Source organism: Neobacillus phoenicis, from assembly GCF_047302305.1.
Taxonomy (GTDB): domain Bacteria; phylum Bacillota; class Bacilli; order Bacillales; family Cytobacillaceae; genus Neobacillus.
Window position 1 is genome coordinate 1,177,739 of the sequence record NZ_CP154847.1, and the last position, 13,917, is coordinate 1,191,655.

Here is a 13,917-nt window from a genome sequence, read left to right on the forward strand (position 1 = left end):
TCATACGCATATGTGACGGTGTCTTTTTATTATCAAAGGGGGAATATTTATGAAAAAGTTTGCAATTTTATTAGCTGCAGCGATGATGTTACTTTTATCTGCTTGCGGTACAGAGAAGGCTGACGGGGAAAAAGCAGCAAAAGCTAGCAGTGGCAAGCATGAATTAGTGAAAAAAGGGGCCTTAACGTTCTCAATGACTGGACAATATCCGCCGTTAAACTTTAAAAAAGACGGTAAATTAACTGGATTTGACGTTGAAATCGGAACAGAAATTGCGAAGAGAATTGGACTTGAAGCCAATCCTGTAACAAACCCATGGGAAACGATTATTCAAGGGTTAAAGGCGAAGAAATATGATGCAATTATCGGAAGTATGACAGCTACACCTGAGCGTGATAAGCAGGTTGACTTCACAAATCCATATTATCTATCTGGTGCACAGATTTTTGTAGCGGAAGGCAACAACGAGATCCAGTCTAAGGAAGACCTGAAAGGGAAAACAATCGGAGTTATTCAAGCGAGCACTTGGAAAGACATGGCTGAAGATCTATCTGACCAGGTGAAAGGCTACCCAACAGACGTCAACGCCCTTCAAGACTTAGCACTTGGCCGCTTAGATGCTGTTATCACTGACAAAATTGTTGGGGTAAGTGCAAAAAATGAAAAAGGCTTAAAAATCAAAGCAATCGGTGAATTGTTGAACGAAGACCGTGTAAGCGTAGCGGTTGCTGAAGGTAACAAAGAGTTAGCTGACAAAATCAACGAAGCCATCCAATCAATGATTGACGATGGCACATACGAAAAAATCAGCATGAAATGGTTCAACACCAACGTAATGGAAAAGTAAGAAATTATGTCGAAGGGGGACTGTCCCCCTTCGACATAATTTAATAAAGGAGGTAAGCCTCGTGGTTTTTTTAGATAATATTATTAGTATTTTTAGTGAGCATGGAATTGCTTTTTTGAAAGCTTCTTGGATGACGATCTCTATTACAGCAATCTCTTTATTATTTGCGATGGTGATTGGTATCATTTTTGCCGCCTTTAAGATCTCCACTAGTAAACTATTAAATCGCATTGCCGACATCTATATTGGGATTATTCGCGGCACCCCACTGATTGTTCAGATCATGTTCTTATATTATGGACTTGCCAACATCGTGAACTTGGATAGCTTCACGGCGGGGGCATTAGCATTGGGTGTTCACGCAGGAGCTTATATCGCAGAAATTTTCAGAGGAGCCGTTCAATCAATTGATCGTGGTCAGATGGAAGCGGCCAGATCGCTTGGAATGACCTACTCACTCGCGATGAGAAGAATTATTTTCCCACAGGCTTTCAAAAGATCAATTCCGTCCCTTGCCAATCAGTTCATTATCGGCTTAAAGGATTCTTCACTCGTTGCCTATATTGCGGTAACAGACCTTTACAACACGGCCCTTAGTGTTCAAGGGGAAAACTATATGCCGTTTGAAACGTATTTTGTCGTTGGAATCTATTACTTAATTATCGTCCTCATTTTCACATGGATTGCCAACCGTTTGGAAAAGAAACTGGATGTTAGTAAGCCGAAGGAGGTACGTGTCGCATGATTGATGTTCGTAATCTATCTAAATCCTTTGGGAAGCTGGACGTGTTAAAAAATATTGATTTACAAATCCATGAACAAGAAGTGGTCGTACTGATTGGTGCCAGTGGTTCTGGAAAAAGTACGTTGCTTCGCTGCTTAAACTTTTTAGAGGTGGTAGAGCAGGGAGAGGTTACGATTGATTCTGAAAAAATTGATCTCACCAAAACAAACTTGAATAAAGTGAGAGAAAAGGTAGGAATGGTGTTTCAGCACTTCAATCTTTTTCCGCATAAAACGGTGTTAGAAAACATTATCGAAGCCCCGATTTTTGTTCGAAAAGAAACGAAAGAAGCCGCCAGTGCAAAAGCGATGACCCTTTTGAAAAAGGTAGGCCTCGCCGATAAGGCAAACTACTATCCAGAGCAGCTGTCTGGCGGGCAAAAGCAGCGGGTGGCGATTGCAAGAGCGTTGGCGATGGAACCGAAAGTCATGCTGTTTGATGAGCCAACTTCGGCATTGGATCCTGAGCTAGTAGGGGAAGTGCTTCAGGTTATGAAGGACCTTGCTCGCGAAGGGATGACCATGGTTATCGTTACCCATGAAATGGGCTTTGCCCGAGAAGTGGCTGACCGCGTGATCATGCTGGCGGACGGCAAAATAATAGAAGAAGGACATCCAAGCGAGATTTTCGTGAACCCTCAGCATGAGCGGACACAGCGGTTCTTGAATCAAATCTTATAGAATCCCTTTTAAAATGACGTGTGAATTGCCACACGTCATTTTTTCACTTACTAAAGTAAAAGGCGCATTTCTTCGAGAAGGAGAAATTCGCTTTATTATTGAAGTATTGTTGTAGGTTGGTTTAACAAGATAAAAGAGGGAGTTGAAAAATGAAATTTAATAAAGAAGTAGTTAAAAACTTAGATCATGGATATGAAGATATAATAGAGTTATCTAGGAGTTGTAAATTTTCTGACTGTACTCATATAAACGAGATTGACTGTGCAGTTAAAAAAGCAATTTCTGAAGGTACTCTTCCAGAAGAAAGATTTAATAACTATTATAGTGATAAAAACGAAGCAGAATATGTTTCTAAACAAAAGAATAAAACTAAGGCGATCGATTACATGAAACAAAGGAAACTTTTTAAAAGGTAGGCTGTGTTAAAGAACATTGTTGATTTTTAACTCTGTTGATTGGAGCGGAAGGCGGCGAAGACTCCTGCGGGAGTACGGGGCAGGGGAGACCCCGCAGGAGCGAAGCGACGAGGAGGCTCCCCGGCACGCCCGCGGAAAGCGAAGCCGCCTGGAGCGGAAATCAACAGACAAGTTAAACAGAGCCAAAAGGTAAATAAATAGGAAGCTAATCTTAAAAAGACTAGCTTCCTATTTTTCTTTAATATCTATTTTTCTCAGCCGAATCCACCGTATGTTTCAAGAGCATGGAAATGGTAACAGGACCTACACCACCTGGGACAGGTGTGATGGCACTTGCCATCTCTAAACAAGATTCATAATCGATATCTCCAATATTCCCTTTGTTATATCCAGCGTCTAGGACAACAGCACCTTCCTTCAGCCATGACCCTTGAATAAATTTAGGCTTGCCTACCGCTGCCACAACAATATCCGCTTGTTTTATCAGATCAGGTAAGTTGGTTGTTTTGGAATGGCACGTTGTCACCGTCGCATTTTCATTAAGAAGTAACGCCGAAACAGGCTTCCCTAAGATCGGGCTTCTCCCCACAACAACGGCATGTTTCCCCTCCACTGGAATCTTATAATAGTGGATGATTTCCATAATCGCTGCTGGTGTACAGGAAGGATACTTTCCAAACCCTAATGCTGTCTGACCGTAACCTGCACTTGTCACCCCATCCACGTCTTTTTTGATATCAATGGCTTCGAAAGCCAGGCGTTCATCGATATGTGATGGGACAGGATGCTGCAGGAGGATCCCATGGACAGTTTCATCTTCGTTTAATTCTTTGATTGCTGCTAACAATTCTTCTGTCGTTGTTTCTTCAGGCAAATGAACTCGAATAGACTGGATGCCTAATTTTTCACAAGCATTCCCTTTCATTCTTACGTATGTTTCTGAGGAAGGATCATTTCCTACTAAAATGGTGGCAAGGCACGGGATGATTCCATTATCCTTAAGCGTTTCAATTCGTCCTTTTAATTTTTCTTTGATTTCTTTAGCTACAACAGTTCCATCTAAAATGATATTTTCCATATTATCGCCTCCGAAAAAAATAAAAAAGAGATAAGGAAATACATCCTTATCTCTGCCCAGACGACCCGACCATATAAGTACACAGCTTCCTTGTGGTTGTTTCCACAGATGTCGTCAGTTACTGTGACTGCTTTTGTTATATGAAAAAGATAACATAAAAAGAATAAATGTCAACCGTTTGAGTATGGAGGTTTTTACAATTTAATAAAATATTAGAAAACATCATTCCGTTCTGTATCGGAGTAAACGGAGATAAGCACAACCGCTTTTTCCTCGCCCACATTTTTAACAAAGTGCGGGACGCTCGCATTCCAGCTAAAAGTATCTCCTTCTTCCAAGATGAACGAATCTTCACCCTGTTCGGCAAGGACCTTCCCTTCTAACACTAAGTGGCTTTCTAAGCCTTCATGGGCATTAGCTTCACCCATGGATGCACCCGGAGGAAACTCGACCAACATCATGCGTAATCCGCCTTGCGACGTTAAATGCTCAATTTTTAAGTTGTTATACGTCGAATTCGTTCTTTCGGCCTTTTTAACGATGCGCATATGCTGCTTTTTTTCCAATAGTAAATAGGGTAAAGGTACTCCTAGGAAAGTTGCTATTGTTTGCAGTGTGCTTATGGAAGGAGAGGTATTATTATTCTCGACATTGCTGATAAAGCCCTTCGATAGCCCTGTTCCATCACACATCTGAGCAATCGTGATTTTTTTTCTGTTTCGTATTGCGCGAATCTTTGATCCAATATTCACGTAAGCCACCTCGAATGTTTCCTGATAAAAAACTTAATTCTATCTTAGCAAAAAAACAATTGACAATCCATAGTGTTTGGAGTTATCTTATAGATAATAATTATTCCTACTAGGAAACTTATTTTTTGACTATTAGTTTTCTAATATGGATATATTATTTTTATTAAAATTCACAAAACCCTTTATATAAAATTTTAAGGAGAGGATCATATGCTTCCATCATTATTTATCGCACACGGAGCTCCGTTACTTGCGATTGAAAACAATGAGTACACTCAGTTTTTAAATCAATTAGGACGTACTCTGCCAAGACCAAAGGCTATTGTTTTATTTTCTGCCCACTGGGAATCGAATATTCAACAGGTGAGCAGTGCCCCTGAATACCGAACCATTTATGATTTTGGTGGATTTCCTGAAGCCTTGTACAAAATAGAATATCCAGCTAAGGGAAATCATGACATTACGAAAGAAATTACCGAACTATTCACTAGCCAAGGCGTTTCATATGAAGTTGATGCGTCGCGCGGATTGGATCATGGTGCATGGGTCGTATTGAGGATGTTGTATCCAGATGCGGATATACCTGTGATTTCGATGTCGGTTAATCCAAACCTTTCACCTGCAGAACAGTATCAGATTGGAAAGTCTTTAGCAGATTTAAGAGAAAAGGATGTTTTAATCATTGCCAGTGGAGGAACGGTGCATAATCTCCGAGCGTTAAATTGGGATAAGGATCACACTGGCGAAATTGATGACTGGGCACTCGCGTTTGATGAGTGGTTAGCACGTCATCTGAAAACTTGGGATGTAGATTCACTTTTTAACTATCAGACGTTGGCGCGGACAGCAAACCTAGCTGTGCCTCCATATGGAACAGAGCACTTCATTCCTATTTTTTATGCGCTGGGTGCAGCGGATAATGGGAAAAGTGCAGAATTACTGCACCGCAGCTACCGATATGGAAGCTTAAGCCATAGTGTATGGCAGTTTAATTAATTTTAAAAAATACAGGAGGAATTTTTTATGAATAATAAATTTGAAGTCAGTACATTCATTTTACGAGTGGTTTTAGGGATTAGTTTTTTTATCCACGGGCTTACTAAGTTCCAAGGCGGAATAGAAAATATCGTTGGTTGGTTTGACAGTATCGGTTTACCTGGTGGATTGGCCTATGTAGTGGCAGTGATTGAGTTGGTTGGTGGATTAGCCTTAGTGATTGGTTTAGGCTCAAGAGTCGTGTCTATTCTTTTATCCCTCGTCATGGTTGGTGCCATGATTAAAGTAAAATTAGCGGTTGGATTTTTAGGAAATGGCCAAATGGCAGGGTATGAACTAGATTTAGCTTTCTTAGCGATGGCTGTAGTGATTGCGGTCAATGACAGCAAATTGTTTGCGCTTGACCAAGTGATTTTTAATAAGCAATCAAATAAAAGTGGAAATCAAAAAGTCGCCTAAGTAAAAAACCTGCTAGAATCCTTATTCTAGCAGGTTTTTTTAGGCTGTCGAAAACTTTAGATAGTCTTTATTTTATATGAATCTATTAATGATTCACTGCATTAATTTACTAAAATACTATTATAAAATAGGGCTTTCAATAAGTATGTTGATTTCCGCTCCAGGCGGCTTCGCTTTCCGCGGGCGTGCCGGGGAGCCTCCTCGTCGCTTCGCTCCTGCGGGGTCTCCCCTGCCCCGTACTCCCGCAGGAGTCTTCGCCGCCTTCCGCTCCAATCAACAGGCCAGTTAGCATGGACAATCTTATAAAAAAATCAGTATTTTAGTTCGGATAAAAAAATTGCGGGGATTTAATCTTTCTCGGCAATCTGAAAAAACCTGCTAGAATCCTTATTCTAGCAGGTTTTTTCATGGTTTTATTGGAAAGTTTCTTTTTCAATGACTTGTGGTAGCGGCTTTTGTTTCTGGGTCATAAAGAAGAAGACGCCGACCAGCACAAGCACACCTCCAGCAATTTGCCATGGAACAAGCTTTTCGTGTAATAAAATATAGGCTAAAATAGTTGACCCGACTGGCTCTCCTAAAATACTCATCGAAATCGTGGTGGCATTGACGTATTTGAGGAGCCAGTTATTTATTACGTGACTTACGGTAGGAACCGTTGCAAGTAACAGATAGATTCCCCATTCCTTCGCTGGATACCCTCCGAAGTCCACGCCTGTTAAAAAGTTATAAATGATTAAAATAATGGCAGCTGAGAAAAACACACAAAAGCTATATAGCCAATGAGATATTTTTTTCACGATGGTTTGCCCGATGAATAGGTAGCCTACAACCGAGATTACACTTAAAAAGGAAAGAACATCCCCCATAATGGCATCTTGGCTTAACCCGAAGTCTCCCCAGCCAATCATCATCGCGCCAATAATCGCAATCCCCATTGTCATTAAGGCAGATAAGGTGGTTCTCTCTCTAAAAAGTAAAAAGCCCCCTACTAAAGACACAATCGGCTGCAAGGCTAGAATGATGGTCGAACTTGCTACTGTCGTTAGTTTTAATGAGCCAAACCAAAGGACAAAATGTAAGGCTAAAAAGGAGCCTGAAAAAAATAAAAAGAACCAATCTTTCTTTTCTATTTTTTTAAATTCATGCCGGTGTTTCCAAACGATTGGGAGCATTAAAATACTCGCAAATAACATCCTATACATACTCAAAACTGATGCTGGTGCGTCTGACCATTTTACAAAGATAGCTGAAAACGAGATGGCTATAATGGAAATGGTAAGAGGCAGGGCAATAGACCTTGAAGCTTCTTCCTGTTTCATGTTCTCCCCCTAATACGATGCCTGCTATCAGGTCATTTACTCTTTATTTATGCTTTAGCATACTAAACTATTTATATATTATACTCGCGTTTTTCCTGAGGCTCAACTTGGGAAATTTCCAAATATAAAAAAACCGATTGGAAAAATTCCAATCAGTTTAATTAAGCTCTAATTGTGCTTTTAGTTCATTTTGAACTCTTTGCTTTTCCTCAGGTGAAACCAACCCGTAATAGATTTTGTTAATTTTTGTCCCTTGTTCTTTGATTTCCATTTGTTGTATGTTTTTTCCAGCTTCTTTATAATTTTTTTGTATGTCAATCATTTGGTCAAAGGTAAGGTTAGTTTTTACATTTTTACCAAGAGCAGTAAAGATGTCGGAGAAATTAGTCAAGCTAGCTAAGCTTGCACCTTCTTTAATAATCCCTTGAATAATCTGTCGCTGTCTCGTTTGGCGGCCAAAGTCGCCTCTTGGGTCTTCATGCCTCATACGAGTATAACTAAGCGCTTTTTCCCCGTTTAAATTCAAATCGCCTTTTGTAAAATGGAATCCATCCTGAGTAAAATCTAGATCATTTTGAACGGTCACACCGCCTACAGCATCAACAATATCTTTAAAACCTTCCATGTTCACCTTCATATAATAGTCAATTGGGATGTCAAGGAAGTTCTCAACAGTATCCATTGCCATTGGAATACCACCGAAAGCATAGGCGTGATTAATCTTATCCTCTGTTCCTTTCCCCGTAATTTCAGTACGGGTATCACGAGGAATGCTTAGCATTTTTACTGAGTTGTTGTTAGGGTTTACGGTTAATACGATTATAGTATCAGAACGACCTTTGTCCCCGCTACGCTCGTCTACTCCAAGCATTAAAACAGAAAATGGGTCTTTTTCTTTAAATGCAACCGGTTCTTGACGTTTTTCTGATTGTTTACGTTCAATCGGTTGGTGCATCGTTTCTACTGCACTTTTTAGTGATTTATAGATAGTATAGCTATAGGCCCCACCAGCTACCAACATTACTAAAACAATAATCCCGGTAACTTTTAACCACTTACTTTTCTTTTTTTTGGTTTTCATTCGACAGTTCCTCCAGTAAATTTACAAATTTCTGCAATTATTATATAATAGCAAAAAAATAGGAAATTGGATATTAATAAATTGTGAGTTCTTTCCTGTAGACAAATAATATTTTTTAAGATTACAAATGAAAATGAAAGGATTCTAACCTTTGTTAGAATCCTTTTGCTTATATTTGATTTGCAAGAATAGTTACTAATGCACTTAGTAAAATAGTACCGACCATGAAGGAAAGGTAAAGAAGACCTTTTTTTCTCTTCTTTTTTAAAAATACTTCTTCTGGTGTAAGCCAATTACTTTTTGACATCAACTTTTTGCTCCTTTTAGTTTGATGGTAGCTGGCTAACCTAGTCAAAAAGACTGAGGTCCCTATAGCTTTGCGTCATCACTTTTTAGTGATTTTGCCCTAATTTTTTTCTATTTCTATTATAAACATAAATATGTTATTTACCATAAAAAATTTTATTTTTTTGACTAATTATGTCGAATCTACTAATTTTTTAGATGGATATTAACTCCGTTAACCAATCTTGTTATTAAAATAATAAAATATACCCATTTAATTTACTTTGTAGTAGTGGTGGTTGTCACCTGTTAAATTATTCAATTTTTCTTTTGTATTGATTTTTGGATCAAAAAGCCCTGCCGGCGTGGCAGGGCTTGAGTTTTTTATATGGATGTAACTTTCCATTCCTTTTCAATGACCTCGACGGGTTGTTTCTGCGGCTTGGAAAAATAGTAGCCTTGGAACAGGTCATAGCCCATTTCTTTTAAGTAGTGTAGATCTTCTTCGACTTCCACACCTTCGGCAAGAGCTAAAGCATTCATTTTGTGGGCTATGGTCAAAACGGATTGTGCTACTTCTTGCTTCGCTGGATCCCCGCTAACGCCGTTTGTAAATTCAAAGGCAAGCTTCACAATATCCGGTTCCATTTGTGCCAGCTTCTCCACGTTATTGAAACCAACCCCCACATCATCAAGGGCGTACTTAAAGCCATGTGCCCGGTAATAATTTAAGATTGATTTTAAGTGCTCCAGATCCTCTACTTCGTCTGTTTCGACCACTTCGAACACCACTTGTTCCGGTTTAATATTCAATTGCTGGATTAAGGCAAAGGTGGTCGAGAGACAGTGCTCAGGGACATAGATAGCCGTGGGGATAAAATTGATAAATATTAGTTTATCCTGCACGATGGAGGCATTTCGAATCGATTGCATTCTACAGACACGGTCTAATGCAAACGTGCGATTTCTGACTCTCGCTGCTTCAAACATTTTAAAAGGCGGGATGATTTCTCCGTTATCATCGAGTCCACGAGACAAAAGTTCGTGACCAATAACATGAATAGTATCATTATCAACCCTTACTATTGGCTGATAATGGGTTCGAATGGAGCTGTTTTCTATTAATCTATCAATCCAACTGGCATCGCGTTCTTCTTTAAAGGAAAGAATGGGGCGCAACTCATGTAGACTTTTTAACGGATCCACTGAGCTAGATAGTACGGCGAAAATATGATGATGGTCCATATGGACTTCGAGATAATCAAGTACAGCAAAAAACACCGGCTCTTGTAGCCAAAACATCCGCTCGTTTATATATTTCCAAGATTGTTCAGAAAACTTTTGGAAATAAGTTGTTAATTTTGAGATCCTTTCATTCTCTGCAAAATAGACAGTATAGCCCCTCGCAGTCGGCAAACAAACTTCACATCCCATTCACTTTCTCCCCTTAACAAATCGTTATTCATCTATTATACGACAAAAAAGGACTATTTTCTTACTTTTCTGGAAGTGAAAGTGTCTTTTTGTGGTGCCTAACACCCACAGGTTTTTTCTGTTGGCATTTTTGGGAAAAATGGTATTGTACCTAAAAGAAATTTATGGTAACATAAATACGAACACAAGTTCTGTTTATGTTAAAAATCTATTAAAAGAGGTGTCTAAATGATTTTAGGAGTTTTCCCTTATTTGGTTTTAAACGGAAATGGACAAGAAGCAGTGAAGTTTTATGAACATGCATTGGATGCAAAGGTCATTTCAGTTCAGACGTTCGGTGATATGCCTGGAAAATCCGACATGCCTGAGGAAGCAAAAAATTTTGTTTTAAATGCTCAATTAAAAGTTGGAGATGTACACATTATGCTATCTGATAACTTTCCGGGGAATCCTTATCAACTAGGTGATCAAGTAACGATTGCTATTTCTATTAGTGATGTTGAAAAATCAAAAGAAGTATTCGGAAAATTAGAAGATGGCGGTAAAGTAATTATGCCGTTACAAGAAACATTCTGGAGTCCCTCTTACGGGCAAGTTACCGATAAATTCGGAATTACTTGGCAGGTTTCGACGGAACCAAAAAAGTAATAAAATTTAAAGGAAAGCCATTTAAAATATGAGCTTTCCTTTTTTAAACCCTCTTTTCACCCCTTTAGTTTGTTGGTTAATACATTTAATAGCTGCATAAGCTGTGCATATTCATCTAGTTCAATCTTGCAGGATAGAATTTCTCTCCCAACCATTGTCGTAATCTCTTGTTTTTGTTCATAGGCTTTCTTCTCTAAATGAATATACACCTTACGTTCATCTGTTTTGGACCGCTCTTTACGAAGCCAGCCATTGGCTTCCATCCGAGAAATCATCGGCGTCAGTGTTCCTGTGCCTAGATTCAACCGTTCTCCCAATTCTTTTACGAGAAGTCCGTCTTTTTCCCATAAAACCAAAAGAACCAAGTATTGAGGATAGGTTAATCCAAATGGCTGCAGTACACTTGTATAAAGTTTGTTAAATTCACTAGCCGTTTCATACACGGCAAAGCATAGTTGTTTTTCCAACGTTAAAAAGTCATTCATGATGATCTCACCTTAGTTATCATTTGAACTCAGTCATTTTAAAGTGATGCGGAAGTGGACAATAATTTAACTACATCTGCTTCAATTTTGTCTGGTGTCGTGGTTGGAGCATACCTTTCAATTACCTGACCATTGCTGTCGACAAGGAATTTAGTAAAATTCCATTTAATCATGCCGCCTAACAGACCCTTTTTCTGATCTTTTAAATACTTAAACAGTGGATCGGCATTGACACCATTTACATCAATTTTTGCAAAGATGGGGAAGGTAACCCCATAGTTCACTTGGCAAAATTGAGTAGTCTCTTCAATATTATCAAATTCCTGATTATTGAATTGGTCGCATGGAAAGCCCAGTATTTCGAGTCCATTTTCCTTGTGTTTATCATATAGTTCCTGAAGGCCGGTAAATTGTGGTGTTAACCCGCACTTACTCGCTGTATTGACAATCAGTAAGGGCTTGCCCTCGTAATCTCGTAATGATTTTTTCTCACCATTTGTCTTGTTAACTGTGAAATCATAAACTGTCTTCATCGTGCATTCCTCCCATACATTATTTGGTGGCAATTTTTTAATTCAAAGGCTGTGTTAAACATGAATGTTGATTTCCGCTCCAGGTGCTTCGCTTTCCGCGGGCGTGCCGGGGAGCCTCCTCGTCGCTTTGCTCCTGCGGGGTCTCCGCTGCCCCGTACTCCCGCAGGAGTCTTCGCACCTTCCGCTCCAATCAACATTTTCTATAAAAACAACATTAACTTTTAACACAGCCAATTCAAATAAAGATTAAATCGTTTATGATTTAATCTTACACGATTTAAATCGTTGCATCAAGAATAACGACCACTAAAAAAAGAAAAGCACAATTTCAAAGAGAAATTATGCCTTTTATCCCTATAGGGTACATTCTTCAATTTCTATTTTTGGACTCACGCCCCGGGATTCAATAAAACGTTTGATTCGTTTAAGGGCTTCTTGTAGCTGCGACATGGAGCTAGCGTAGCTGCAACGGATATACCCTTCGCCGCTGTCACCAAATACATGACCGGGAACAACCGCAACTTTTTCCTGCATCAAGAGTTCTTCGGCAAATTGCTCGGAGGTTAAGCCGGTTGCACGAATCGATGGAAATACATAGAACGCGCCGCCGGGAGTATGGCAATCGAGGCCCATTTGATTCAATGCCTGGACCACGTAGTTGCGTCTTCTTCTGTAGCTGTTGCGCATCGATTCCACTTCATGATAGGTATTCCTTAATGCTTCAATGGCACCGTGCTGAAGCATATTTGGTGCGCACATGGTTGTATATTGAAAAATCTTCAACATGACCTCGACAAATTCCTTCGGGGCTGCTAAGAAGCCTAATCTCCAACCTGTCATCGCGAACCCTTTTGAAAACCCGTTGATTAATATGGTTCGTTCATACATACCTTCGATGGAGGCAACGCTCGTAAAGGTGTCATCGTAGGTTAATTCAGCATAAATTTCATCTGAAACGACAAGGAGGTCATGCTTTTTAATAACCTGTGCGATATCTAAAAGATCATCCTTGGATAGCGTGCTGCCTGTTGGGTTGTTAGGTGAGCACAGGAGGATCGCTTTTGTTTTTTTCGTAATGGCTGCTTCGATTTGTGCAGCGGTTACTTTAAACCCATTTTCAGGTGATGTTGCTACAGGAATGGGTGTTCCACCGGCGATGGATACCAATGGGGCATAGGAGACAAAGGCAGGTTCGACAATTAGCACTTCATCGTTCTGATTTAAAATGGCCCGAAAGGCAAGGTCGATTGCCTGGCTAGCTCCAATCGTTACAATGATCTGATTGGTTGGGTCATAATCGACTCCAAAACGTGAGCCGAGATAAGAAGTAATCTCCTGCCTTAATTCGAGCAATCCAGGGTTTGCCGTATAGGAGGTAAAACCCTGTTCGATGGAAAGGATGGCTGCTTCGCGAATGCTCCAAGGCGTGACGAAATCAGGTTCCCCCACCCCTAAGGAAATGACACCTTCCATGCTTGCGGCAAGGTCAAAAAATTTGCGAATCCCAGAGGGCTGCAGCTCTTTAGCCGTATGGGAAAGGTAGCGATTATACTCGAGACTCATGGTGAAACCACCATTCTTCTATCTTTGTCCTCATTTTCACTGCTAAACAACACGCCATCATGCTTGTATTTCTTTAACATGAAATGGGTCGTGGTCGAAACGACGTTTTCAATCGTCGATAATTTTTCTGAGACAAAGGTGGCGATTTGGTTCATCGTCTTACCTTCAACTGTAATGGAGAGGTCGTAGGCACCTGACATGAGATATAAGGAGGATACTTCCGGAAAACGTGAAATCCGGCCGGCCACCTCATCAAAACCAACACCCCGCTTAGGTGTAACCTTCACATCAATCATGGCGACAACATTTTCCTGGCCTTCGACTTTGCTCCAATCAATTAAGGTTGGGTAGCTCATGATGATTTTCGCTTGTTCCAGCTTTTCGATTGTTTTTTTAACGGTTTCTTCGTTACATAATGCCATCGACGCAATGGTTTCTACAGAGATTTTGTGGTTTTCTTCTATGATTTTTAAGATTTCAATTTCCTCACTGCTAAGTCGCATGTGTGGTCCACCTCAACTTTCGTTTTTCACTTATTGATGATTTTAATCCCT

17 protein-coding genes and 1 riboswitch are annotated in these 13,917 nt (G+C 39.9%); of the genes, 7 read left to right on the forward strand and 10 right to left on the reverse strand.

Features of this window, described 5'->3' with window-relative positions; all coding sequences use genetic code 11:
• The first annotated feature begins 49 nt into the window (after positions 1 to 49).
• The 4 genes from AA0X95_RS06235 to AA0X95_RS06250 all read left to right on the forward strand — a co-directional run bounded on the left by AA0X95_RS06235 (position 50) and on the right by AA0X95_RS06250 (position 2,727).
• Complete coding sequence (locus AA0X95_RS06235; protein WP_413306702.1) at positions 50 to 847, forward strand: ABC transporter substrate-binding protein; 798 nt, start codon at positions 50 to 52, stop codon at positions 845 to 847.
• 61 nt (positions 848 to 908) lie between these two features.
• Positions 909 to 1,592: an amino acid ABC transporter permease gene (locus tag AA0X95_RS06240; protein WP_413306704.1), complete on the forward strand. Its 684-nt coding sequence runs from the start codon at positions 909 to 911 to the stop codon at positions 1,590 to 1,592.
• The gene (locus AA0X95_RS06245) at positions 1,589 to 2,311 is read left to right on the forward strand and encodes an amino acid ABC transporter ATP-binding protein (protein ID WP_413306707.1); all 723 of its coding nucleotides are present in this window, start codon (positions 1,589 to 1,591) and stop codon (positions 2,309 to 2,311) included. Before AA0X95_RS06240 ends, AA0X95_RS06245 begins: the two co-directional genes overlap by 4 nt.
• Before the next feature lie 149 nt (positions 2,312 to 2,460).
• The gene (locus AA0X95_RS06250) at positions 2,461 to 2,727 is read left to right on the forward strand and encodes a hypothetical protein (RefSeq protein WP_413306710.1); all 267 of its coding nucleotides are present in this window, start codon (positions 2,461 to 2,463) and stop codon (positions 2,725 to 2,727) included.
• 238 nt (positions 2,728 to 2,965) lie between these two features.
• Here AA0X95_RS06250 and AA0X95_RS06255 read toward each other — a convergent pair whose 3' ends face one another.
• The gene (locus AA0X95_RS06255) at positions 2,966 to 3,805 is read right to left on the reverse strand and encodes a bifunctional 5,10-methylenetetrahydrofolate dehydrogenase/5,10-methenyltetrahydrofolate cyclohydrolase (RefSeq protein ID WP_413306713.1); all 840 of its coding nucleotides are present in this window, start codon (positions 3,803 to 3,805) and stop codon (positions 2,966 to 2,968) included.
• 212 nt (positions 3,806 to 4,017) lie between these two features.
• Positions 4,018 to 4,557, reverse strand: a complete 540-nt coding sequence (locus AA0X95_RS06260; RefSeq protein ID WP_413306715.1) for a helix-turn-helix domain-containing protein — start codon at positions 4,555 to 4,557, stop codon at positions 4,018 to 4,020.
• Between the two features lie 210 nt (positions 4,558 to 4,767).
• Here AA0X95_RS06260 and AA0X95_RS06265 point away from each other — a divergent pair, with 210 nt between their 5' ends.
• Together AA0X95_RS06265 and AA0X95_RS06270 are read left to right on the forward strand one after the other, a co-directional pair.
• Positions 4,768 to 5,553, forward strand: a complete 786-nt coding sequence (locus AA0X95_RS06265; protein ID WP_413306718.1) for a dioxygenase — start codon at positions 4,768 to 4,770, stop codon at positions 5,551 to 5,553.
• A gap of 27 nt (positions 5,554 to 5,580) precedes the next feature.
• Positions 5,581 to 6,012, forward strand: coding sequence for a DoxX family protein (locus AA0X95_RS06270; protein ID WP_413306721.1), 432 nt, complete (start codon positions 5,581 to 5,583; stop codon positions 6,010 to 6,012).
• 413 nt (positions 6,013 to 6,425) lie between these two features.
• Here AA0X95_RS06270 and AA0X95_RS06275 read toward each other — a convergent pair whose 3' ends face one another.
• The 4 genes from AA0X95_RS06275 to AA0X95_RS06290 form a co-directional block, all read right to left on the reverse strand.
• Entirely contained in the window at positions 6,426 to 7,334 is a 909-nt protein-coding gene (locus AA0X95_RS06275; RefSeq protein ID WP_413306723.1) for a DMT family transporter, read from the reverse strand.
• A 157-nt stretch (positions 7,335 to 7,491) separates the two neighbouring features.
• Complete coding sequence (locus AA0X95_RS06280; RefSeq protein WP_413306726.1) at positions 7,492 to 8,415, reverse strand: LytR family transcriptional regulator; 924 nt, start codon at positions 8,413 to 8,415, stop codon at positions 7,492 to 7,494.
• A gap of 169 nt (positions 8,416 to 8,584) precedes the next feature.
• Positions 8,585 to 8,722 carry a hypothetical protein gene (locus AA0X95_RS06285; RefSeq protein WP_335531814.1) on the reverse strand — a complete coding sequence of 46 codons (138 nt, stop codon included), beginning with the start codon at positions 8,720 to 8,722 and terminating at the stop codon, positions 8,585 to 8,587.
• Positions 8,723 to 8,745: 23 nt separating this feature from the next.
• A riboswitch (cyclic di-GMP riboswitch) is annotated at positions 8,746 to 8,831 on the reverse strand.
• A gap of 253 nt (positions 8,832 to 9,084) precedes the next feature.
• A complete protein-coding gene (locus AA0X95_RS06290) occupies positions 9,085 to 10,134 on the reverse strand; it encodes an EAL domain-containing protein (RefSeq protein WP_413306729.1) in 1,050 nt (349 codons plus the stop codon).
• Positions 10,135 to 10,362: 228 nt separating this feature from the next.
• Here AA0X95_RS06290 and AA0X95_RS06295 point away from each other — a divergent pair, with 228 nt between their 5' ends.
• Positions 10,363 to 10,782 (forward strand): VOC family protein, encoded by a 420-nt coding sequence (locus AA0X95_RS06295; protein ID WP_413306732.1) that lies wholly within the window; start codon positions 10,363 to 10,365, stop codon positions 10,780 to 10,782.
• A gap of 56 nt (positions 10,783 to 10,838) precedes the next feature.
• Here AA0X95_RS06295 and AA0X95_RS06300 read toward each other — a convergent pair whose 3' ends face one another.
• The 4 genes from AA0X95_RS06300 to AA0X95_RS06315 all read right to left on the reverse strand — a co-directional run bounded on the left by AA0X95_RS06300 (position 10,839) and on the right by AA0X95_RS06315 (position 13,866).
• Positions 10,839 to 11,267, reverse strand: a complete 429-nt coding sequence (locus tag AA0X95_RS06300; protein WP_413306734.1) for a MarR family winged helix-turn-helix transcriptional regulator — start codon at positions 11,265 to 11,267, stop codon at positions 10,839 to 10,841.
• Between the two features lie 38 nt (positions 11,268 to 11,305).
• The gene (locus tag AA0X95_RS06305; protein ID WP_413306736.1) at positions 11,306 to 11,800 is read right to left on the reverse strand and encodes a glutathione peroxidase; all 495 of its coding nucleotides are present in this window, start codon (positions 11,798 to 11,800) and stop codon (positions 11,306 to 11,308) included.
• A gap of 354 nt (positions 11,801 to 12,154) precedes the next feature.
• Positions 12,155 to 13,363, reverse strand: coding sequence for an aminotransferase (locus AA0X95_RS06310; RefSeq protein ID WP_413306738.1), 1,209 nt, complete (start codon positions 13,361 to 13,363; stop codon positions 12,155 to 12,157).
• The gene (locus AA0X95_RS06315) at positions 13,360 to 13,866 is read right to left on the reverse strand and encodes an Lrp/AsnC family transcriptional regulator (RefSeq protein WP_413306740.1); all 507 of its coding nucleotides are present in this window, start codon (positions 13,864 to 13,866) and stop codon (positions 13,360 to 13,362) included. The genes AA0X95_RS06310 and AA0X95_RS06315 overlap by 4 nt, the downstream gene beginning before the upstream one ends.
• Positions 13,867 to 13,917 lie beyond the last annotated feature (51 nt).

Excerpts from the sequence above, each read along its gene's own strand:
- AA0X95_RS06290 (WP_413306729.1), bottom strand. The coding sequence starts at position 10,134 with ATGGGATGTGAAGTTTGTTTGCCGACTGCGAGGGGCTATACTGTCTAT.
- AA0X95_RS06250 (WP_413306710.1), top strand. The coding sequence starts at position 2,461 with ATGAAATTTAATAAAGAAGTAGTTAAAAACTTAGATCATGGATATGAA.
- AA0X95_RS06315 (WP_413306740.1), bottom strand. The coding sequence starts at position 13,866 with ATGCGACTTAGCAGTGAGGAAATTGAAATCTTAAAAATCATAGAAGAA.
- AA0X95_RS06245 (WP_413306707.1), top strand. The coding sequence starts at position 1,589 with ATGATTGATGTTCGTAATCTATCTAAATCCTTTGGGAAGCTGGACGTG.
- AA0X95_RS06280 (WP_413306726.1), bottom strand. The coding sequence starts at position 8,415 with ATGAAAACCAAAAAAAAGAAAAGTAAGTGGTTAAAAGTTACCGGGATT.
- AA0X95_RS06235 (WP_413306702.1), top strand. The coding sequence starts at position 50 with ATGAAAAAGTTTGCAATTTTATTAGCTGCAGCGATGATGTTACTTTTA.
- AA0X95_RS06285 (WP_335531814.1), bottom strand. The coding sequence starts at position 8,722 with ATGTCAAAAAGTAATTGGCTTACACCAGAAGAAGTATTTTTAAAAAAG.
- AA0X95_RS06275 (WP_413306723.1), bottom strand. The coding sequence starts at position 7,334 with ATGAAACAGGAAGAAGCTTCAAGGTCTATTGCCCTGCCTCTTACCATT.
- AA0X95_RS06305 (WP_413306736.1), bottom strand. The coding sequence starts at position 11,800 with ATGAAGACAGTTTATGATTTCACAGTTAACAAGACAAATGGTGAGAAA.
- AA0X95_RS06300 (WP_413306734.1), bottom strand. The coding sequence starts at position 11,267 with ATGAATGACTTTTTAACGTTGGAAAAACAACTATGCTTTGCCGTGTAT.
- AA0X95_RS06310 (WP_413306738.1), bottom strand. The coding sequence starts at position 13,363 with ATGAGTCTCGAGTATAATCGCTACCTTTCCCATACGGCTAAAGAGCTG.
- AA0X95_RS06295 (WP_413306732.1), top strand. The coding sequence starts at position 10,363 with ATGATTTTAGGAGTTTTCCCTTATTTGGTTTTAAACGGAAATGGACAA.
- AA0X95_RS06270 (WP_413306721.1), top strand. The coding sequence starts at position 5,581 with ATGAATAATAAATTTGAAGTCAGTACATTCATTTTACGAGTGGTTTTA.
- AA0X95_RS06255 (WP_413306713.1), bottom strand. The coding sequence starts at position 3,805 with ATGGAAAATATCATTTTAGATGGAACTGTTGTAGCTAAAGAAATCAAA.
- AA0X95_RS06265 (WP_413306718.1), top strand. The coding sequence starts at position 4,768 with ATGCTTCCATCATTATTTATCGCACACGGAGCTCCGTTACTTGCGATT.